The organism is Streptococcus sanguinis, assembly GCF_050222175.1.
Classification (GTDB): Bacteria; Bacillota; Bacilli; order Lactobacillales; family Streptococcaceae; genus Streptococcus; species Streptococcus sanguinis_M.
Window position 1 is genome coordinate 506,890 of record NZ_CP071420.1, and the last position, 20,834, is coordinate 527,723.

Below are 20,834 nucleotides of genomic sequence, written 5' to 3' on the forward strand. Positions count from 1 at the left end.
GATAGACTAGTGAAACTAGTCTATTTTTATATTGGGCTTAGTGTGGCTTATTTGATATTTAGGAACACGAGATTTGCACTAGCTACTCACGTTTTGACTGCTAAAAGACAGTAAAAGCGAAGCAAATTCTTTGTTTTGTTCCAGAATTATGTTAAAATATTTCATTATCAAGAAAAGGAAGTAATAATGGTGGTTACAACTTATCTTCTGACAACTGGTTGGTATGAGGAGTTCCTCAAGTTCATTCCAGATGGTAAATTATTTAGTTTAAGGGCCGTTTTTGAGGCTATTCCGGGCATTTTGCAAAATCTGCCAATCACCCTTCTCTTGACAGCGGGTGGTGCAGTCTTTGGTATTCTGCTTGCCATGGTTTTTGCTATCGTCAAGATTAATCGGGTTAAAGTCCTGTATCCGATTCAGGCTTTCTTTGTCAGCTTTCTGAGAGGAACACCGTTGCTGGTCCAGCTCATGCTGACCTATTTTGGGATTCCTTTATTGCTCAAGGCCATCAATCAGAAGTATGGCACAAGCTTTAATATCAACGAGATTCCAGCGTCTGTCTTTGCGATTGTTGCTTTTGCTTTCAACGAAGCGGCTTATGCCAGTGAGACTATCCGGGCTGCAATCTTGTCCGTGGATCCGGGAGAAATCGAGGCTGCTCGCAGCTTAGGGATGACCAACAAGCAGGTTTATATGCGTGTCATTATCCCCAATGCAGCAGTAGTGGCGACACCTAGTCTGATTAATTCCCTGATTGGCTTAACCAAGGGAACTTCTCTGGCCTTTAGTGCCGGTGTAGTGGAAATTTTTGCCAAGGCACAGGCTATCGCGGGGGCGGACTACCGTTACTTTGAGCGTTTTATTTCGGTTTCGCTGATTTATTGGGCAGTCAATATTCTCATTGAGCAACTTGGCCGCTGGATCGAAAAGATGATGGATATCAAACAGCCGGATAAATTTGAATCGCTTCAGCAAGCAGAAGGAGAAGGAATCTGATGATTAATATTTCACATTTAAGTAAGACTTTTTCAGGTCAAAAGGTTCTGGATGATCTCAGTTTGGACATTAAAAAAGGCGAAGTGGTAGCTTTGATTGGCTCTTCGGGTGCTGGGAAGTCAACCTTTCTCCGTAGCCTCAACTATCTGGAACAGCCAGATAGCGGAAAGATTGCTATCGACGGTTTCAAAGTGGATTTTTCAAGGATTTCCAAAGATGAGATTTTGCTACTGCGCCGCAAGCTAGCCATGGTTTTTCAGCAGTTTAACCTCTTTTCCCGTCGGACGGCTCTGGAAAATGTCAAGGAAGGTTTGCTGGTAGTTAAGAAACTGTCAGACCAAGAAGCGACCAAGATAGCCAAGGAAGAATTAGCAAAAGTTGGCTTGTCAGACCGAGAAAATCACTATCCTAGACATTTGTCAGGTGGTCAGAAGCAGCGGGTAGCGTTAGCAAGGGCTTTGGCTATGAAGCCAGATGTTCTTTTACTAGACGAGCCGACCTCAGCCTTGGACCCCGAGTTGGTCGGAGAAGTAGAGAAATCAATCGCTGATGCAGCCAAGTCTGGCCAAACCATGATTCTGGTCAGTCATGATATGTCCTTTGTCGCTCAGGTTGCAGATAGAGTACTCTTTTTGGACAAGGGGAAAATCATAGAGTCTGGGACACCAGATGAAATTATCCATCATCCAAAGGAAGAAAGAACCAAGGAATTTTTTGCTAGTTACAAACGGACCTATATTTGATATAATAGAGACAGTGAAGGCTCAGTTGGCTAGACCAGCTGAGTTTGTTTTCAGTCTCAGCATGCAGTGGAGCAGGCTTTCTTGTCTAGTGGGTGTTTTATGCTGACGGCTAGATTTAGAGTTGTTCCCTTTCTTTGCACTATGAGGCTGATTGACTTTTGAGGAGTTGACATGTTAGATCAAATATTTGCACTTTATATCGAGAGCTTGATTTATACTGCAGTCGGTGTAGGGATCATTGCGGGTTTATGGATTGGACTGCGGATGATTCGCCGCAAGGACAAGACAGCCAAGGAGCGCCAGAGTCATCTGTATGATGTCCTTCTGATTGTCATTATGACGATTCCAGTCCTGTCTTTTGCGACGTTGGGCCTGCTCATTGTCCTAAAAGCTTAAATGCTTGTAAAACTGTAGAAAAGTTGTTAGAATAATTCTAGTTACAACAAGGAGAAAGAAGAGTTATGTACGATACAATTATTATTGGAGCTGGGCCTGCTGGCATGACAGCTGCCCTCTATGCAGCCCGCAGCAATCTAAAAGTTGCTCTGCTGGAGCGTGGTATTCCTGGCGGTCAGATGAACAATACTGCTGACATTGAAAACTATCCAGGCTATGCCAATATCAGCGGTCCTGAGCTAGCAGAGAAAATGTTTGAACCTCTGGAGAATCTAGGTGTTGAACATCTATTTGGCCTAGTAGAAAAAATTGAAGACCGAGGCGATTTTAAGGAAATCATCACAGAAGATGAGCGTTTTGAAGCTAAAACAGTCATCATTGCTTCTGGTGCCAATCATCGTCATTTAGGGGTTCCTGGCGAGGAAGACTACAACAGCCGCGGCGTTTCCTACTGTGCGGTCTGTGATGGTGCCTTCTTCCGCGATGAAGACCTGCTGGTTGTCGGTGGTGGCGACTCGGCGGTAGAGGAAGCTATTTTCCTGACGCGCTTTGCAAAAAGTGTGACCATTGTTCACCGTCGAGATGAGCTGCGAGCACAAAAAGTGCTGCAGGATCGCGCCTTTGCCAACGAAAAGATTCGCTTTGTCTGGGATTCTGTAGTGGAAAGTATCCATGGTGATGAGCGTAAGGTGACTGGCGTAACCTTCAAGAATGTCAAGACAGGTGAGATTAGTCAGGCAGAGTTTGGTGGTATCTTTATCTATGTTGGTCTGGATCCAGTTAGTGAATTTGCTGCGGACTTGGGTATCACTGATGAGGCTGGCTGGATTCTGACGGATCATCAGATGAAAACGTCAGTAGCAGGCATTTACGCTGTTGGTGATGTTCGCCAGAAAGACCTGCGTCAGATTACAACGGCTGTTGGCGATGGTGCTATTGCCAGTCAGGAAGCCTACAAATACCTTACAGAGTAAGCATAAAAATATAAGCTAAGCAAGTGTGTCTATTCAAGTGAGTTGACAGGATTTGCTTAGCTTTTTTGGAATTATGATATAATAAAAGGTATCTAGTGTAAAGGAGCAAGAAGATGTACCCAGATGATAGTTTAACTCTGCACACTGATTTGTACCAAATCAACATGATGCAGGTTTATTTCAAGCAAAATATTCACAACAAGCGTGCAGTTTTTGAAGTTTTTTTCCGTAAAAATCCTTTTAATAACGGCTACGCAGTTTTTGCGGGCTTGGAAAGAATTATTTCCTATCTCAATAATCTGACATTCAGCCAGAGCGATTTAGATTATTTGCAATCCTTGGGCTATCACGGAGAATTTCTGGATTATTTGCGGAATCTCAAGATGAGCCTGACAGTAAGATCTGTTCAAGAAGGTGATTTGGTTTTTGCCAATGAACCAATCGTGCAGGTGGAAGGTCCACTAGCTCAGTGTCAGCTGGTTGAGACTGCTCTGCTCAATATCGTTAATTTTCAGACGCTGATTGCCACTAAGGCAGCTCGTATCCGTTCTGTCATCGAAGATGAGCCTCTGATGGAGTTCGGTACGCGCCGGGCTCAGGAAATGGATGCTGCTATTTGGGGGACCAGGGCTGCGGTGATTGGCGGAGCGAACGGTACTAGTAATGTCCGGGCTGGCAAGCTCTTTGATATTCCAGTCTTGGGAACGCATGCCCATGCTCTCGTTCAAGTCTATGGAAATGATTATGAAGCCTTTAAAGCTTACGCTGAGACTCATCATAACTGTGTTTTCCTAGTAGATACCTACGATACATTGCGTCTAGGTGTTCCGGCAGCTATTCGGGTGGCGCGTGAGCTAGGAGATAAAATTAAGTTTCTGGGTGTCCGCATTGATTCGGGAGACCTTGCCTATATTTCTAAAAAAGTTCGGCAGCAATTAGATGAAGCTGGCTTCCCTGATGCTAAGATTTATGCGTCCAATGATCTGGATGAAAATACCATTCTCAACTTGAAAATGCAAAAAGCTAAGATTGATGTCTGGGGTGTGGGAACCAAGCTCATTACGGCCTACGACCAGCCGGCTTTAGGAGCAGTTTATAAGATTGTTGCTATTGAAGATGAGAATGGAGAATTGCGCAATACCATCAAGCTGTCCAATAATGCCGAAAAAGTTTCGACTCCAGGTAAGAAGCAGGTTTGGCGTATTACCAGCCGCGAAAAAGGGAAGTCCGAGGGAGACTACATTACCTATGACGGCATTGATGTCAATGGCTTGGGAGAGCTGGAAATGTTCCATCCGACCTATACCTACATCAATAAAACGGTCAAAAATTTTGATGCTGTACCGCTTTTGGTGGATATTTTCCAAGAGGGGAATTTGGTCTATAATCAGCCGAGCTTGACTGAGATTCAAGCCTATGCCCGTAAGGAATTTGATAAACTTTGGGATGAGTACAAACGAGTTCTCAATCCACAGGATTATCCAGTTGACCTGGCTCGTGATATCTGGCAGGATAAGATGGACTTGATTGACCAGATGCGCAAGAAAGCCTATCAGACAGGAGCAGAAAAATGAGTCTACAAGAAGAAATCATCGCTCAACTGGGTGTCAAACCAATCATTGACCCGGAGGAAGAAATCCGCAAGTCGGTGGACTTTCTCAAGGCCTATCTAAGAAAGCATCCTTTTTTGAAAAGCTATGTTCTGGGAATTTCTGGTGGTCAGGATTCAACATTGGCTGGCCGCCTAGCCCAGCTAGCTGTCGAAGAGATGCGGAAGGAAACAGGAGATGATAGTTATCACTTTATCGCAGTCCGTCTTCCTTATGGAGTTCAAGCAGATGAAGCTGATGCTCAGAAAGCCCTGGCTTTTATCCAGCCTGATGTCAGTCTGACAGTCAATATCAAGGAATCTGCTGATGCCATGACAAAGGCTGTGGAGGCAACGGGTGCCAAAGTCTCTGATTTTAACAAGGGTAATATCAAGGCTCGCAGCCGTATGATTGCCCAGTATGCTTTGGCCGGTTCATACAGTGGGGCTGTCATTGGGACAGATCATGCAGCCGAAAATGTCACCGCCTTTTTCACCAAGTTTGGGGATGGCGGAGCAGATATCTTACCACTTTACCGCCTCAATAAACGTCAAGGCAAGCAGCTTTTGGCCGCTTTAGGAGCTGATCCGGCTCTCTATGAAAAGGTGCCGACGGCTGATTTGGAAGAGGAAAAACCTGGGATTGCGGATGAAATCGCTCTGGGCGTGACCTACAATGAAATTGATGACTACCTCGAAGGCAAGTCTGTTTCAGCCCAAGCCCAAGAAACTATCGAGTCTTGGTGGCATAAAGGCCAGCACAAACGGCATTTGCCGATTACAGTTTTTGATGAATTTTGGAAGTGAAATCTCTATTGAAACTTTTTAGTTTGAGCTAAGAAACGAGGAAGCTATGAAAAAGATAGGTACACAGTCCATTGAAACCAAACGTCTTTTGCTAAGACCTTTTCTGGAATCGGATGCTCAAGCTATGTATGACAACTGGGCTTCTCGTCCGGATAATTTGCTGCATGTGACCTGGGATGCTCATGAGAGTCCTGAAGTCACTCAACAGTCTATTGCTCGCTGGGTTGAGAATTATCAAAACATGGATTTTTACAAGTGGGGCATCTGTCTGAAAGAAAATCCTGATTCTGTAATCGGTGACATCAGTGTGGTGGACATGGATGAGGCAGTCAATGCTTGCGAGGTCGGTTATATTCTAAGTAAAGACTATTGGAGACAAGGATTGATGACAGAAGCTTTGAAAGCTGTTTTGAACTATCTCTTGCAAGACGCAGGATTCAATCGTGTCGCAGCAAAATTTGTAACAGCCAATCCAGCTTCGGGGCGTGTTATGGCTAAAGCTGGAATGAGCTACGAAGGCACTTTCCGTCAGGCTGTATTTCATAAAGGGCAAGTCAAAGATTTTTCCGTTTATGGGATCCTAACATCTGATTTAGAAAAAGGCTAGGACTCTCTTGTCTAGCCTTTTTACTTGCGCTTCTTTTTTTAAGTTCTATAATAGATGTATAATGACAAGGAGGATTCTATGCATTCGTTAGAACAAAATTTCACAGATAAGCTGTATGCTGCTTATGAGGCCAATCCCAAGTTTGCAGCAATGGAAAATGCCATCAGCCACAATGGTCTCTTGACATCCTTGGAGAAGCGAAGCACTGCTGTGGAAAACACACCTGTCTTTTCGCTGGATCTTACTAAGGACAAGGTTAGCGACCAGAAAGCTTCTGGACGCTGTTGGATGTTTGCAGCTCTTAATACCTTCCGCCACAAGATGATTGCTGGTTTCCAACTGGAGGATTTTGAGCTATCTCAAGCCCATACTTTCTTTTGGGATAAATATGAAAAATCCAACTGGTTCTTGGAGCAGGTGATTGCGACAGCTGACCAAGAATTGACCAGTCGTAAGGTCAAGTTTCTCTTAGATACGCCTCAGCAGGATGGGGGTCAATGGGATATGGTTGTTTCCCTCTTTGAGAAATACGGCGTCGTGCCTAAGTCAGTCTATCCGGAGTCAATTTCTTCCAGTAACAGCCGTGAGCTCAATCAAATTCTCAATAAGCTCTTGCGCCAGGATGCACAGATTTTGCGAGAATTAGTGGCAGAGGGTGCAAACTCTGCTGAACTTCAGGCCAAGAAAGAAGAACTTCTCCAGGAAGTCTTTAACTTCCTAGCTATGAACTTAGGCTTGCCGCCTCGCCAGTTTGACTTTTCTTATCGCGATAAGGACAATCATTTCCACAGCGAGAGCGGATTGACACCTCTGACTTTCTATCAAAAATATGTCGATCTTAAGCTAGATGACTATGTCTCTATCATCAATGCACCGACTGCTGACAAGCCTTATGGTCGGTCCTATACGGTTGAGATGTTGGGAAATGTCGTTGGAAGTAAGCCCGTTCGTTATTTGAATGTTGAAATGGACCGACTAAAAGAGCTGGCTATTGCGCAAATGCAGGCTGGCGAGACCGTTTGGTTTGGCTCGGATGTTGGTCAGTCTAGCAATCGCAAGGCAGGTGTTATGGCAGAGGGGATGCACGATTTCACTGCTAGCATGGATATTCGACTAACTCAGGATAAGGCTGGCCGCTTGGACTATAGCGAAAGCCTCATGACCCACGCCATGGTCTTGACAGGGGTAGACTTGGATGAAAATGGCAAGGCTAAGAAATGGAAGGTCGAAAACTCATGGGGCGAAAAGGTTGGTAACAAGGGCTATTTCGTAGCCTCTGACGCTTGGATGGATGAGTATACCTATCAAATCGTCGTCCGAAAGGAGTTTCTGACTGCCGCAGAATTAGCAGCATATGAAGCAGAGCCTACTGTCTTATCTCCCTGGGATCCCATGGGTGCTTTGGCAAAGTAAGCTTTGATGAGAGAATAAGAAAAGAGTAAGAATTTTTCATTCTTACTCTTTTAGTTTGTGTTCTAATCTTCGTCACTCTAGTCATCTCCACCGTTACCGGAAGAGGAGTCATTGTGGCTAGAAGAGTTATTGTTTGAATCACCAGAATGCTCACTAGAAGCTGATGTGTCAGAGCTAGCTTCTGTACTGTAACTGCTATAGCTAGAATAGTTATAGTACTGCTGGTTATTGTAGTAACGGTTATAGCCAGTACCACTGTTGAGGTAGACATAAGAGCCACTGCGGTAGAGACCATCTGGCATTTCCCAATCCTCTGAAGCAGAGCCATCTTGAGCCAGGTAAAGCATCATTTCGCGGTAGACATCTGTCGCAACCTTAACCCCGTCATCAAGGATTGGTGTCAGACGGTTTGAGTAGCCGGTCCAAACAGCCATTGAATACTTAGGCGTGTAACCAACGAAGAGCTCGTCTGGTGTGACAATGCTAGAGTAGTAGTAAGGCTTGGTCAGCTTGGCTAATTCATCATCAGCATAGTTGGAGGTTCCGGTCTTACCGGCCTGATAAACCCCAGAGATAGCAGCGTTTGTACCTGTACCAGACTGCAAGACTGTTTTCATCATATCAGTCATCATGTAGGCTGTCGTTTCCTTCATAGCCTTGGAACCATTGTTGGAGAAGGTCTTCTCCGTTCCGTCACTGAAGACGACGCGATTGACATACTGAGGTTTGTAGTAAGTACCGCCATTGGCAAAAGCAGCATAGGCAGCAGCCATTTTTTCACTGCTGGCTCCGTACTCGTTACCGGATTTGCTGGTATTACTTGAAAAGGCATTAACATAAAACATTTCAGGATAGTTAATCCCAATACGATTTAGGAACTTGAGGGACTCATCCAGACCAACGGCTTCCAGCGTTTTCACGGCAGGAACGTTCCGGGATTCCTGAATAGCGTATTGAATCGTCATCCCGCCATAATATTTCTTATCCCAGTTGTAGACTGGTGTGCTGGAATACGGGAAGTTATATGGAGCATCCGTGATAGGAGCAGCTGTTGAAGTATAGACTTCATTTTCAAGAGCTGGAGCATAATCCGTGATTGGTTTCATAGTTGAACCAAAGTCACGGTTGGTTTCAACAGCTTGGTTGGTCCCAAAGGATACGTTGGTAGACTGGTGACGGGCACCGAGTTGGGCAATGACTTTACCAGTTTGGACATCCATAACTGTAGAGGCAACCTGCATTTCATCATCTGGATAAGCTACATAGTCTTCAGTATTGTAAATATCCCAGAGTTTCTGTTGAGCCTCTGTGTTGACGTTTGTATAGACTTCCATACCAGTTGTCAGGACATTATAACCAGTTTCTTCTTCAACCTGTTCAATTGCTTCTTTGATATAGTTATCCATGTAAGCTGGGTAGCTAGTAGAAGCTTTCAGACTTTGAAGTCCGTCGGTTACAGGTGTGTTTTTGGCTTGCTCATACTGTTCATCTGTGATGTATTTGAGATCGTGCATCTCACGAAGTACCAGATTACGGCGATTGGTTGCAGCCTCTGGATGGGTGTAGGGGTCGTATTGATTCGGTGCCTGAGGCATACCTGCCAGCAGAGCCGTTTGGTGTAAGCTCAAATCTTTTAGGTCCTTGCCATAGTAGCTTCGGGCTGCTGTCTGCATACCGTAGTTACTGTTAGACATGTAGACTTTGTTGACATAATAGGTCAAGATTTGCTGCTTGGTCGCTTTACGCTCAAGCTGAGCGGCCAGCCAAGCTTCTTGGATTTTACGTGAAAGAGTCGCATCTGAAGAAGAAGTTGAGAAATAGGACAGCTTAATCAACTGCTGGGTCAGAGTTGATCCCCCTTGGCGACCTCCGCGGATGTTGCTAACAAGGGCACCTGCAATCCGAATAAAGTCCACCCCGCGGTGGTTGAAGAAGCGATGGTCTTCGATGGCGACAATGGCGTTAACCAAATCCGTAGGTATTTCACTAGTTTCAGCATTGACCCGCTTTTCAGCGCCTAGGTCCGCAATCAAATTGTTATTGCTGTCAAAAATCTTACTGGATGTGGTCGCGATGAGGTCTTTTTCAGAAAGCTTAGGAGCCTTGACCGCATAGTAGGTAAATACCAAACAGCCAATCACGAATCCAATCATAAGCAGGGTTATAAGTGCACTTGCAAGATATTTCAAAGCCTGCATAAGAGTTTGTTTATTCATTTATAATACCACCTAGTAGTTTTTGTTCGATAATTTCAAGATAAGGGATGCTGGGAAGCTGTTGCATTTCAATCGGATAACCATGCTCTTGGATGTAAGTTAGAGGCATGGACTTCCCTCCCTTGTCGATCTTGTAAAACTCAATTAAATAAGAAGCGGGAAGTAGGTAAGTCTCACTTAAGCTGGAAAAATGCAGTAAGACAAAACAGATGCCCTTTTGCTCAAGGACTGCCTCCATATGCTCAATCTGATGCGAATGAAAATTTTTCATGGGCATCGATTTTTTCTGTCGGGTTTCCTTGGCTTCAAAGTCAATATAATGGCCCTTGTAGACACCAGAATAGTCTGTTGTGGAAGCTTGCCGAAAGTAAGCCTCTACAATCTTGGCTCGGCTACGGTGCGGATAATCAACCTTGACAATCTGAATGGGGGTGGGCTTTTTATGGATGACAGCGAGTCCTCTGCTTAGATAGTAGTTGTTGGATTCGTTGATCATCTTTTCAAAAGACATCCCACGATTGGCAAAGTTAATCATGCTGGGAACTGGCCTATTGATACTGCTTTTTGCCTTTAGCTTATGCGGATAGTTGACCATAAAACTCCTTATTGGTACAATAGCATCACTCTATTATACCACAAAAAACTTTTTTAAGGGAGAATAAATGACCAGTCTATTAATAACAGGCTACAAAGCCTTTGAAATCGGCATTTCGACGGAAAAAGATATGAGAATAAACATCATAAAAGAAGCCGCTAAGAGGGACTTAATCCGTTTTTTGGAAGATGGAGTGGACTGGCTGGTTTTTATGGGTAATCTGGGCTTTGAGTCTTGGGTTTTGGATCTAGCTAATGAATTGAAAAAGGATTATGAATTTCAGATGGCAACCATCTTTCTCTTTGAGAATCAAGGTGAAAATTGGAACGAAGCCAATCAAGCAAAATTAGCTGCTTTTAAGCAGACCGATTTCGTCAAGTATGCTTATCCGACCTATCAAAATCCCAGCCAGTTTCGTGATTACAATCAATTCATTATTCAAAATACGGATGGAGCCTACCTCTTTTACGATGAAGAACAGGAGACAAAATTGGAATATCTTTACCAAGAAATGAAAAAACAAGAACAATATTTTATCAAAAAATTAACATTTGATGACCTGAATGAAGTGGCTGAAAATTTTTCGGGAAATTAGATGATAAATCTTGATTTTTATTAGGCATTTTGTTTATAATTGAATATGATAAACTAGATTGGAGAGAGAAGATGGCAAGTATTATTTTTACAGCAAAAGATATTTTTGATCAGGATTTTAAACGCGAAGTACGCGGCTATAGCAAGTCCGAAGTGGATGAGTTTTTGGATGATATTATCAAGGATTATGAGACTTATGCAGCCTTGGTAAAGGAGCTGCGTGAGGAAAATCGCCGTCTCAAGGAAGAGTTGGCTGCGAAGCCGGTTGAAAAAGCACCGGTTCAGCCGACTCAGCCTGTCCAATCAACACAAGCGACTCAGTCGACTGTGGAAAGCTTCCCTCAGATGACTTCTGCGACTAATTTTGATATCTTGAAGCGCTTGAACCGTCTTGAAAAGGAAGTATTCGGGAAACAAATTCTGGATCGTGAATAATGGTTCTTTTAGAACAGTGCAATTTTTGGATAATCGCGTGGAAATTTTAGATTTTCATGAGGAAAGTCCATGCTAGCACTGGCTGTGATGCCGGTAGTGTTTGTGCTAGGCGAAGAAATAAGCCTAGGGACGGATTTTTCCGTTACGGCGACTGAAAGGGCTAAGTCTTTGGATATGTCTGATTAGGTCTGAAAGTGCCACAGTGACGTAGTTCTTCTGGAAACAGAAGAAGTGGAACGCGGTAAACCCCTCAAGCTAGCAACCCAAACTTTGGTCGGGGCATGGAGTGCGTGGAAGCGAACATAGCACTCTGACTGGAAACAGTAGACAGATGATTATCGAAGGAAATGGTACCTAGTCATTTCCGGAACAAAACATGGCTTACAGAAAATTGCATATAGGCTGAGGCTGGGACGGCAAGTCCTGTCCTCTTTAAATTTTATAATAGAATAGCAAGAGAGTGGCTGAGCGCTCTATTCTCTGCCAAGTTCAACTAGCTGTTGCTTCATTTGTCTGATGGACATTTCAAGGAATGAGCTAATTGATAAATGGCAGCGAAACCTTCTCAGCCCAAAATTTAAAAAGGGAGAGTGAGGAAAATCGATGTGACGAAATCACGATTTTTGTCTCACTCCCTTTGTTTGTATAGATTGGAATCCATTTAAAAGCCGAGATGAAAGAAAAATTTAATTTAATTGCGACCGCAGCGGCAGGGCTAGAAGCTGTCGTCGGCCGTGAAATCAGAGAGCTGGGACTTGATTGTCAGGTCGAAAATGGCCGAGTTCGCTTCGAGGGTGATGTCAGTACCATTATTCAAACCAATCTCTGGCTGCGCGCGGCCAATCGGATTAAGATTGTAGTTGGCAGTTTTCCAGCTAAGACTTTTGAAGAGCTCTTTCAGGGAGTTTTTGCTCTGGATTGGGAGAATTATCTACCTCTGGGAGCTAAATTTCCTATTGCCAAGGCCAAATGCGTCAAGTCAAAACTTCACAATGAGCCTAGCGTTCAGGCTATTTCTAAAAAGGCAGTTGTCAAGAAGCTGCAGAAGCATTATGCACGTCCCGAAGGGGTGCCCCTGCAGGAAAATGGAGCTGAGTTTAGGATAGAGGTTTCTATCTTAAAGGATGTTGTGACAGTCATGATTGATACGACAGGATCTAGCCTCTTCAAACGTGGCTATCGGGCAGATAAGGGCGGTGCACCGATCAAGGAAAATATGGCAGCAGCTATTTTACTTCTATCAAATTGGTATCCAGATAAGCCTTTGATTGACCCGACTTGTGGCTCTGGTACTTTTTGTATCGAGGCAGCCATGATTGGGATGAAGATGGCGCCGGGACTCCATCGTTCCTTTGCATTTGAAGACTGGAATTGGGTGGATAAAGACCTGGTAGCCCAGGCTCGCTCGACTGCACTCAGTCAGATTGATCAGACCATCCAGCTGGATATTTCTGGATCGGATATTGATGGCCGTATGGTAGAACTAGCTCGAAAAAACGCTGAGCAAGCAGGAGTTGCAGAGCAGATTCACTTCAAGCAGATGCGTCTGCAGGATTTGCATACAGATAAGATTAATGGTGTGATTATCTCTAATCCGCCGTATGGGGAGCGCCTCCTAGATGATGAGACTGTGACTCGTCTTTATCAGGAGATGGGAGAAACTTTTGCTCCGCTCAAAACCTGGAGCAAGTTTATCCTGACTAGCGATGAAGCTTTTGAAAGCAAATATGGCAGTCAGGCCGATAAAAAACGCAAACTTTATAATGGTACTTTAAAAGTGGATTTATATCAGTATTTTGGCCAGCGTGTCAAACGTCAGTTAGATTAGAAAGGATTTGCCGTGACGAAAGAAGAAAACTACTCACCGGAAGAAGAAAAGAAAGAGTCGGTCCTTGATTTTGAAGAGGCCAAGGAAATGACAGTCGGTCAAGCTACTCGTAAAAAAGAGGAGCTGGAAGCCGGTGTGAATGAAAGCGACAATGTGCTGGATAAGTACATCAAGCAGCACCGTCAGGAAATCGAAGCTGGAAAATTTGAAACTCAGAAAATCAGAAAGCTGCAGGAGCAGGAAGCTGCTCAAGCTGAGCAAGCCTCTTCTGATTTGACCGACTTCATCAAAGAAAGACGGCAAGAGGTTGAAAGTGAGCAGGAGATTCCAGCAGCTCAGTTGACAGCCACTGAGACAGCAAGTGAGCCAGAAGCAGCTCCAAATCCCTTAGGTTCTCGCAGTCAACGCTCAGAGCAGGAAGATGCGGTTCCTGCCGCTCCCGTTCAAAAGACATCTTACGGTCCTATTCCAGAACCGCTTGATGAAAAGGAATTACAGGTTCCTAAGACACCTTTCTACAAGAAAAAAGCTTTCCTTTATCCAGTTTTAGGACTTTTAGGGATTGCTGTAGCGGGCACGGGGCTTTACTTTGCTCTGGGGCATAATTGGGGGCACAAGACCGTAACAAGCTCCAGCTCTTCAACATCGCAGTCCAGCAAAAAGAACTCGTCTTCGTCTAGCTCTGATAATACTGCCAAGAATTTGAAGGCCTTTAATGATGAATATGCTGCATTTTTCACAGATAGCAATCAGACAGCTGTCAAAAACAGTAAATTCGGCGACTTGGAAAAATTAAAAACCTTACTTGAAAAGCTAAAAGGCAGCAAAGATTATGATGCAGCCAAGAGCAAGTACGATTCCTTGGTCAAGCAGATTTCGGCTATCCAAAGTGTCAATTCGCAGTTTGATGGCGGAGCAATCACTGACGGTGTCTTGAACAAGGAAGCCAAGGCCAATACAAATGCGACCTTCTCAGATGTATCAAGTGGCAATGCTAAGTTAGATGAAGTTCTAAAGGCAGCAATTGCCCAAGGACGTAGTCAACAAGTACCAACACCAGCGCCTGCTACTGATCAGGGAGGCACCGGTACGGGTACAAGCGGCGGTTCAAGCTCGTCTGCTTCTGGTTCAGGCGCTTCCAGCTCATACTCTGGCTATGGTCTTCCAAGCAATGGAGTAAATCTGCAGAGAGATCTCAGTCGAGTCCCTTATAACCAAGCGGCTATTGATGACGTCAACAATCCAGCTTGGACATTCAACCCTGGCGTTCTGGAGAAAATTTTGCAAACTTCTCGTGAGCGTGGTTATATTTCTGGTGATAACTATATCCTGGAACGCGTCAATATTATTAAAGGAAACGGCTACTATAACCTCTTCAAGCCAGACGGCACCTACCTCTTCAGTATCAACTGTAAGACTGGCTACTTCGTCGGAAATGGTCCGGGTCATGCTGACTCACTTGATTTCTAGTTTGTTGATGAATTTCATTATATATGCACAAAAAAAGTTCTCGATTTCGAGAACTTTTTATTGTTTTAAATCACATGGCGTTCAAAGGCATCATCTGAGATTCCTTGGCTGAGAATAAGTTTAGCCCATTCTTTGGCTGAGAAGAGGCTGTGATCCTTGTAGTTTCCGCAGGATTCAATGGTTGTTCCAGGGACATCTTCCCAGCTAGTTGTTTCAGCAATTTCTTCCAGACAGGATTTGATAACCTGAGCAATCTGGTTAGAACTGTGTTGGCCCCACATAATCATGTGAAAACCGGTGCGGCAGCCAAAAGGCGAGCAGTCAATCATACCATCAATGCGCTTGCGAATCAGCATGGCTAGCAAATGCTCGATGGTATGCAGGCCGGCAGTTGGAATGGAATCTTCGTTAGGCTGAACCAAGCGGATATCAAAATTGGAAATGATGTCGCCTTTAGGGCCAGTTTCTTCTCCGATAAGGCGGACATAAGGTGCTTTGACAATGGTGTGATCCAGCTCAAAGCTTTCAACGATAACTTCTTTAGACATGTTTTCTCCTTTACAATGTAGCGAGTGCGAGAAGGTTTTTCTAGTGATATCAAGCCATAGATTTGTCTTGTTAGCGAAGAAAAAGCCTGTCTCATATACTCCTTTTCTTTCTCTGATTATAGCATAAAAATTTTTTATTTGGGAATAAAGTTTAAGTTTTAGAAAAATAAAAAGTTTGAATAATCTTGTTTATGGTTTGAAAAAGTTTTGGTGCTCAGGCTTCTACAAACTTTGATGATTTTGTCTCTAAAAAATGGACAAAAGCTTTCTTGATTTTCAAAAAATAGGTTTGTGAATTTTTTAGATTTGTGATAGAATAGTATGGAATTTTGAATTCAACAATTAAATAGATTTGGAGTAAAAACATGGACCTATTTCCTATAATTATGTCTGTTTTTGCTGCCATCATTGGTTTAGTGATTGGATATGTAAGTGTCTCGGCTAAGATGAAATCATCTAAAGAAGCTGCAGAGCTTACTCTTTTAAATGCTGAACAAGAAGCAACCAATTTACGCGGACAGGCTGAACGCGAAGCTGATTTGATTGTCAAAGAAGCCAAGCGAGAAACAAGTTCGCTTAAAAAAGAAGCACTTTTGGAGGCAAAAGAAGAAGCCAGAAAATATCGTGAACAAGTTGATGCAGAATTTAAGTCTGAACGTCAAGAGTTAAAACAAATCGAAAGCCGCTTGACAGAGCGTGCTTCTACCCTTGACCGCAAAGACGATAATTTAAGCAACAAAGAAAAGGCTTTGGAGCAAAAAGAACAAAGTCTCTCAGATAAATCTAAACACATTGATGCGCGTGAAGAACAAGTAGCGGAACTTGAAAAGCAGAAGGCAGCAGAGCTGGAGCGAGTTGCTTCGCTATCGCAGACAGAAGCGCGTGATATTATTTTGACGCAGACCGAGGACAAGCTTTCTAAAGAGATTGCGACTAGAATTCGGGATGCTGAGCAAGATATCAAAGAGCGGTCTGATAAGGTTGCGAAGAATATCTTGGTCCAAGCCATGCAGCGTATTGCCGGTGATTATGTAGCTGAGCAAACCAACTCAACGGTGCATCTGCCAGATGACAGTATGAAGGGTCGGATTATTGGCCGTGAAGGTCGCAATATCCGAACTTTTGAAAGTCTGACTGGTATTGATGTCATCATTGATGATACGCCTGAAGTGGTTACTCTCTCAGGTTTTGATCCGATTCGACGTGAGATTGCTCGTATGACCATGGAAGCACTCTTGAAAGATGGTCGCATTCATCCAGCCCGCATCGAGGAGTTGGTTGAGAAGAATCGTCTGGAAATTGACAATCGCATCCGTGAGTACGGGGAAGCAGCAGCTTATGAAATCGGAGCTCCTAACCTGCATCCTGATTTGATGAAAATCATGGGTCGCTTGCAGTTCCGTACTTCTTATGGTCAGAACGTCCTGAGGCATTCTATTGAGGTTGCCAAGCTTTCCGGTATCATCGCTGCTGAGCTAGGTGAAAATGCTAATTTAGCTCGCCGTGCTGGATTCCTCCATGATATTGGCAAGTCTATCGACCGTGAGGTTGAAGGCAGCCACGTGGAAATCGGGACAGAACTGGCTCGTAAGTACAAGGAGCATCCAGTTGTTGTTAATACGATTGCCAGTCACCACGGAGATGTGGAAGCGGAAAGTGTCATTGCCGTTATCGTAGCTGCAGCAGACGCTCTCAGTGCTGCTCGTCCAGGTGCCCGCAGTGAATCTCTGGAAAGCTATATCAAGCGTCTCCAAGATTTGGAAGAAATCGCTAATAGCTTCAAGGGTGTCAAGAACAGCTTTGCTTTACAAGCCGGTCGTGAAATCCGGATTATGGTTCAGCCGGACAAGATTAAGGATGACAAGATTACGATTTTGGCTCACGATGTTCGTGAAAAGATCGAAAATAACTTAGAATATCCAGGCAATATCAAGGTAACAGTTATCCGTGAGATGCGAGCCGTTGACTACGCAAAATAAAGAAGAAATGCAGTCTGGTAACAGATTGCTTTTTTCTTGAATGTTCTGCTGGCCTATTTAGTTTTCCGTATGATTGCTTGCTTATTTTTTCTATTTTCTCAAAACTCTAGACACATACATTTCTTCCTATCCTCTTGAAATATCAGCCTAATTTTGTTACACTAGATAGAAAGACTGTGAAGGAGACATGATGACGGAACGAGGCTTACTAATCGTCTTTTCTGGTCCCTCTGGTGTAGGAAAAGGGACTGTTAGACGAGAAATTTTTGAAAGCACTGATAACCAATTCCAGTACTCGGTATCCATGACGACTCGTCCTCAGCGTCCAGGTGAAGTGGATGGAGTTGACTATTTCTTCCGCACTCGCGAGGAGTTTGAAGAGCTGATTCGTCAGGGACAGATGCTGGAGTATGCAGAGTATGTAGGAAACTACTACGGGACGCCTCTGACTTATGTCAATGAAACGTTGGATAAAGGTATTGATGTCTTCTTAGAGATTGAGGTTCAGGGAGCTTTGCAAGTCAAGAAAAAAGTTCCAGATGCCGTCTTTATTTTTTTGACTCCTCCAGACTTAGAAGAACTCAAAGACCGCTTGGTCGGCCGTGGGACAGACAGTGCTGAGATTATCGCCCAGCGCATTGAAAAGGCCAAAGAAGAAATTGCCCTCATGCGCGAGTATGATTATGCCATTGTCAATGATCAGGTTCCGCTGGCTGCCGACCGAGTCAAGCGCGTGATTGAAGCAGAGCATTTCCGAGTAGACCGTGTTATCGGCCGTTATCAGGACATGCTTCCAAAAAATGAAACGATTATTCGATAGAAAGTTAGAAATTAGGTAGAAAATTATGATGTTAAAACCGTCTATTGACACTTTGCTGGACAAGGTTCCGTCAAAGTATTCCTTGGTTATTTTAGAAGCTAAGCGCGCTCATGAGCTTGAAGCTGGAGCTCCCGCTACGCAGGAATTCAAGTCTGTCAAATCCACTCTTCGTGCTTTGGAAGAAATTGAATCCGGCAATGTCGTTATCCATCCAGATCCAGAAGGCAAGCGTGAGGCAGTTCGCCGTCGGGCAGAAGAAGAGCGCCTGCGTAAAGAAGAAGAAGAACGCAAGATTAAAGAGCAAATCGCTAAAGAAAAAGAAGAAGGTGAGAAGATTTAAGGTTGGGGATGCTCAATCTTATTTTTTCTGTAATGATGTTTAGGAAAGTGGGGTGAGAATATGAAGGTGGCAAAGATTATTGTGGATGTTCCTCTGATGCAGACGGACAAGCCCTATAGCTATGCTATTCCAGAAGAGTTTGTAGGGATGCTGACAGCTGGCATGCGGGTCCATGTTCCTTTTGGGCAGGGAAATCGCCTGATTCAAGGGATTGTGGTTGGTTTTGATGAGACAGGAGACCAAGAAGAGCTGAAGGAGATTGCGGAAGTCCTTGATTTCAGTCCCGTGCTGAATCAGGAACAGCTCTGGCTGGCGGATGAGCTGCGCAAGTCAGTCTTTTCCTATAAGATTAGCCTTTTAAAGGCCATGCTGCCTAGTCTTCTCAACTCCAGCTATGATAAACTACTCTATCCGACGGAGCTGCTGAATGATGAGGAGCATTCAGCTATCTTTGGTCAGGAGGACAGTCTTCGCTTTTCTGATTTGGACAAGAAAAGTCAGGCCAAGCTGATGCGACTGACCCAGACTGGCCGCATTCGGCTGGAGTATCAGGCGACGGACAAGAAGCATATTAAGACTGAGAAATGGTATCAGGTCAATCATACCGCTCTGCAAAATCATGACCTTCCCCGACAAGCCAAGAAAAAACAAGCATTAAAAGAAGTCTTGCTGGAGCAGCAGGATAGCCAGCTCTTGGCAGATTTGCGAGAAAATTTTTCGCGCGATATTATTAATTACTTTATCAAAGAAAACCTAATTAGCATTGAGGATAGAGAAATCAGCCGTTCTGTTGCTTATTTCCAAAAGGAGCGACAGCAGCAAAGTCTGACCTTAAATGATGAACAAGCTGCAGCGGTTGCGGCAATCACTCAGAAAATTGGTCAGAGTCATTCTCAGCCAGTTCTCTTAGAAGGGGTTACTGGCAGCGGGAAGACTGAAGTTTACCTTCAGGTCATCGCAGAGGCACTGGCCCAGGGCAAGACCGCTATCATGCTGGTTCCGGAGATTTCTCTGACTCCGCAGGTTACAGATCGCTTTATTTCTAGATTTGGCGACCAAGTTGCAATTTTGCATTCAGGTCTGTCTGACGGTGAGAAATATGATGAGTGGCGCAAGGTGGAGCGAGGAGCTGCCCAGGTCGTTGTCGGCGCGCGTTCAGCTATTTTTGCTCCCTTGACAAATATTGGAGCCATTATCATTGATGAAGAGCATGAGTCCTCCTACAAGCAGGATTCTAATCCTCGCTATCATGCTAGAGAGGTGGCTCTCCTGCGAGCTCAGTATAATCAAGCTGTCTTAGTGTTAGGTTCGGCAACTCCGAGCTTGGAGAGCCGTGCCCGAGCAAGCCGTGGAGTCTATGATTTTCAGCTGCTCAGCAAGCGTGCAAATCCGCTGGCGCAGATTCCTCAAGTGGAAGTGGTGGATTTTCGGGATTATATCGGGCAGCATGAGGCCAGTAATTTCACCCCAGTCCTGCTAGAGGCTATTCAAGATCGTCTGGATAAGGGAGAGCAGACGGTTCTCATGCTCAACAGGCGGGGGTATTCCAGCTTTGTTATGTGTCGGGAATGTGGGACCGTTGACAGCTGTCCCAACTGTGATATTTCTCTGACCCTGCATATGGACACTAAGACCATGAACTGCCACTACTGTGGTTTTACTAAGAATATTCCTCAGAGTTGTCCTAACTGTGCCAGCCGCAGCATTCGCTATTATGGTACTGGGACGCAGAAAGCTTATGATGAGTTGATTCAGCTCTTTCCACAGGCTCGCATTTTGCGGATGGATGTAGATACGACCCGTAAGAAAGGCAGTCATGAAGCCATTTTAGAAAGCTTTGGTCAGGGGCAGGCAGATATTCTCTTAGGCACCCAGATGATTGCCAAGGGATTGGATTTTCCAAACGTGACGCTAGTTGGTGTTCTCAATGCAGATACTGCTCTTAATCTACCGGACTTTCGCTCTTCAGAACGAACCTTCCAGCTGCTGACTCAGGTGGCGGGCCGGGCTGGTCGGGCTGAAAAGGCTGGTCAGGTCTTTATCCAGTCCTACAATCCTCATCATTATGCCATTGAGTTTGCTAAGCAACAGGATTACGAGGGCTTTTATGCTTATGAAATGGGAATCCGCCGGCAGCTAGGCTATCCGCCTTATTACTTTACAGTCGGTCTAACCCTGTCGCACAAGGATGAAGAGACAGCAGTGCGAAAAGCTTATGAAGTTATGGATATTCTGCGAAGCGGTCTGTCAGAAAAAGTTCAAATCCTGGGTCCAACGCCGAAGCCGATTGCCCGCACCCACAATCTCTATCATTATCAGATTTTGCTCAAATATCGCTTTGAGGACAAGCTGCAGGCGACGCTAAATCAAGTCTTGGACTGGACACAAAATCGGGACAATAAAGATTTACGCCTGACAATTGATAATGAGCCACAAAATTTTATGTGAAGCATTTTAGCCGAGATTAAGGTTGTTGTAGGCGACT

The 20,834-nt window shown here is 44.4% G+C and carries 19 protein-coding genes and 1 other RNA gene; 17 read left to right on the forward strand and 3 right to left on the reverse strand.

What is annotated here, in order from left to right; all coding sequences use genetic code 11:
- Nucleotides 1-186: 186 nt before the first annotated feature.
- The 8 genes from J1C91_RS02550 (at nt 187) to pepC (ending at nt 7,524) form a co-directional block, all read left to right on the forward strand.
- The gene (locus tag J1C91_RS02550; protein ID WP_002893524.1) at nt 187-996 is read left to right on the forward strand and encodes an amino acid ABC transporter permease; all 810 of its coding nucleotides are present in this window, start codon (nt 187-189) and stop codon (nt 994-996) included.
- Nucleotides 996-1,739 (forward strand): amino acid ABC transporter ATP-binding protein, encoded by a 744-nt coding sequence (locus tag J1C91_RS02555; protein ID WP_002908974.1) that lies wholly within the window; start codon nt 996-998, stop codon nt 1,737-1,739. The genes J1C91_RS02550 and J1C91_RS02555 overlap by 1 nt, the downstream gene beginning before the upstream one ends.
- A 171-nt stretch (nt 1,740-1,910) precedes the next feature.
- A complete protein-coding gene (locus J1C91_RS02560; protein WP_002896945.1) occupies nt 1,911-2,135 on the forward strand; it encodes a DUF4059 family protein in 225 nt (74 codons plus the stop codon).
- Between the two features lie 65 nt (nt 2,136-2,200).
- Entirely contained in the window at nt 2,201-3,109 is a 909-nt protein-coding gene (gene trxB / locus J1C91_RS02565) for a thioredoxin-disulfide reductase (protein ID WP_002908975.1), read from the forward strand.
- Between the two features lie 113 nt (nt 3,110-3,222).
- Nucleotides 3,223-4,683, forward strand: a complete 1,461-nt coding sequence (locus tag J1C91_RS02570; RefSeq protein ID WP_125439265.1) for a nicotinate phosphoribosyltransferase — start codon at nt 3,223-3,225, stop codon at nt 4,681-4,683.
- On the forward strand, nt 4,680-5,504 hold the full coding sequence (nadE, locus tag J1C91_RS02575) for an ammonia-dependent NAD(+) synthetase (protein ID WP_002901298.1): 825 nt from the start codon (nt 4,680-4,682) through the stop codon (nt 5,502-5,504). The genes J1C91_RS02570 and nadE overlap by 4 nt, the downstream gene beginning before the upstream one ends.
- A 46-nt stretch (nt 5,505-5,550) precedes the next feature.
- A complete protein-coding gene (locus J1C91_RS02580; RefSeq protein WP_002908980.1) occupies nt 5,551-6,111 on the forward strand; it encodes a GNAT family N-acetyltransferase in 561 nt (186 codons plus the stop codon).
- A 78-nt stretch (nt 6,112-6,189) separates the two neighbouring features.
- On the forward strand, nt 6,190-7,524 hold the full coding sequence (pepC, locus tag J1C91_RS02585) for an aminopeptidase C (protein WP_032912393.1): 1,335 nt from the start codon (nt 6,190-6,192) through the stop codon (nt 7,522-7,524).
- 77 nt (nt 7,525-7,601) lie between these two features.
- On the opposite strand, the gene pbp1a is transcribed toward pepC, so the two are convergent.
- Both pbp1a and recU read right to left on the reverse strand, forming a co-directional pair.
- A complete protein-coding gene (pbp1a, locus tag J1C91_RS02590; RefSeq protein WP_002908982.1) occupies nt 7,602-9,740 on the reverse strand; it encodes a penicillin-binding protein PBP1A in 2,139 nt (712 codons plus the stop codon).
- Nucleotides 9,733-10,335, reverse strand: coding sequence for a Holliday junction resolvase RecU (gene recU, locus J1C91_RS02595; protein ID WP_002908985.1), 603 nt, complete (start codon nt 10,333-10,335; stop codon nt 9,733-9,735). The genes pbp1a and recU overlap by 8 nt, the downstream gene beginning before the upstream one ends.
- A 67-nt stretch (nt 10,336-10,402) precedes the next feature.
- On the opposite strand from recU, the gene J1C91_RS02600 reads away from it, so the two are divergent.
- From J1C91_RS02600 to J1C91_RS02620, 5 genes are all read left to right on the forward strand, one after another.
- Nucleotides 10,403-10,930, forward strand: a complete 528-nt coding sequence (locus J1C91_RS02600; RefSeq protein ID WP_002908987.1) for a DUF1273 domain-containing protein — start codon at nt 10,403-10,405, stop codon at nt 10,928-10,930.
- A gap of 71 nt (nt 10,931-11,001) precedes the next feature.
- Nucleotides 11,002-11,364 (forward strand): cell division regulator GpsB, encoded by a 363-nt coding sequence (gpsB, locus tag J1C91_RS02605; RefSeq protein WP_050540601.1) that lies wholly within the window; start codon nt 11,002-11,004, stop codon nt 11,362-11,364.
- A gap of 21 nt (nt 11,365-11,385) precedes the next feature.
- Nucleotides 11,386-11,753, forward strand: an RNA gene (rnpB, locus tag J1C91_RS02610) — RNase P RNA component class B.
- Nucleotides 11,754-12,037: 284 nt separating this feature from the next.
- Nucleotides 12,038-13,192 (forward strand): THUMP domain-containing class I SAM-dependent RNA methyltransferase, encoded by a 1,155-nt coding sequence (locus tag J1C91_RS02615; protein WP_002908990.1) that lies wholly within the window; start codon nt 12,038-12,040, stop codon nt 13,190-13,192.
- 12 nt (nt 13,193-13,204) lie between these two features.
- Nucleotides 13,205-14,662: a cell division site-positioning protein MapZ family protein gene (locus tag J1C91_RS02620; protein ID WP_002901279.1), complete on the forward strand. Its 1,458-nt coding sequence runs from the start codon at nt 13,205-13,207 to the stop codon at nt 14,660-14,662.
- Between the two features lie 65 nt (nt 14,663-14,727).
- On the opposite strand, the gene J1C91_RS02625 is transcribed toward J1C91_RS02620, so the two are convergent.
- Entirely contained in the window at nt 14,728-15,210 is a 483-nt protein-coding gene (locus tag J1C91_RS02625) for an S-ribosylhomocysteine lyase (protein WP_002901276.1), read from the reverse strand.
- A 365-nt stretch (nt 15,211-15,575) separates the two neighbouring features.
- Here J1C91_RS02625 and J1C91_RS02630 point away from each other — a divergent pair, with 365 nt between their 5' ends.
- The 4 genes from J1C91_RS02630 to J1C91_RS02645 all read left to right on the forward strand — a co-directional run bounded on the left by J1C91_RS02630 (nt 15,576) and on the right by J1C91_RS02645 (nt 20,797).
- Nucleotides 15,576-17,189, forward strand: coding sequence for a ribonuclease Y (locus tag J1C91_RS02630; protein ID WP_002893506.1), 1,614 nt, complete (start codon nt 15,576-15,578; stop codon nt 17,187-17,189).
- Nucleotides 17,190-17,376: 187 nt separating this feature from the next.
- Entirely contained in the window at nt 17,377-18,009 is a 633-nt protein-coding gene (gene gmk, locus J1C91_RS02635) for a guanylate kinase (protein WP_002893505.1), read from the forward strand.
- Between the two features lie 25 nt (nt 18,010-18,034).
- Nucleotides 18,035-18,349: a DNA-directed RNA polymerase subunit omega gene (rpoZ, locus tag J1C91_RS02640; RefSeq protein ID WP_002893503.1), complete on the forward strand. Its 315-nt coding sequence runs from the start codon at nt 18,035-18,037 to the stop codon at nt 18,347-18,349.
- Nucleotides 18,350-18,409: 60 nt separating this feature from the next.
- On the forward strand, nt 18,410-20,797 hold the full coding sequence (locus J1C91_RS02645; protein ID WP_002908992.1) for a primosomal protein N': 2,388 nt from the start codon (nt 18,410-18,412) through the stop codon (nt 20,795-20,797).
- Nucleotides 20,798-20,834: the final 37 nt, after the last annotated feature.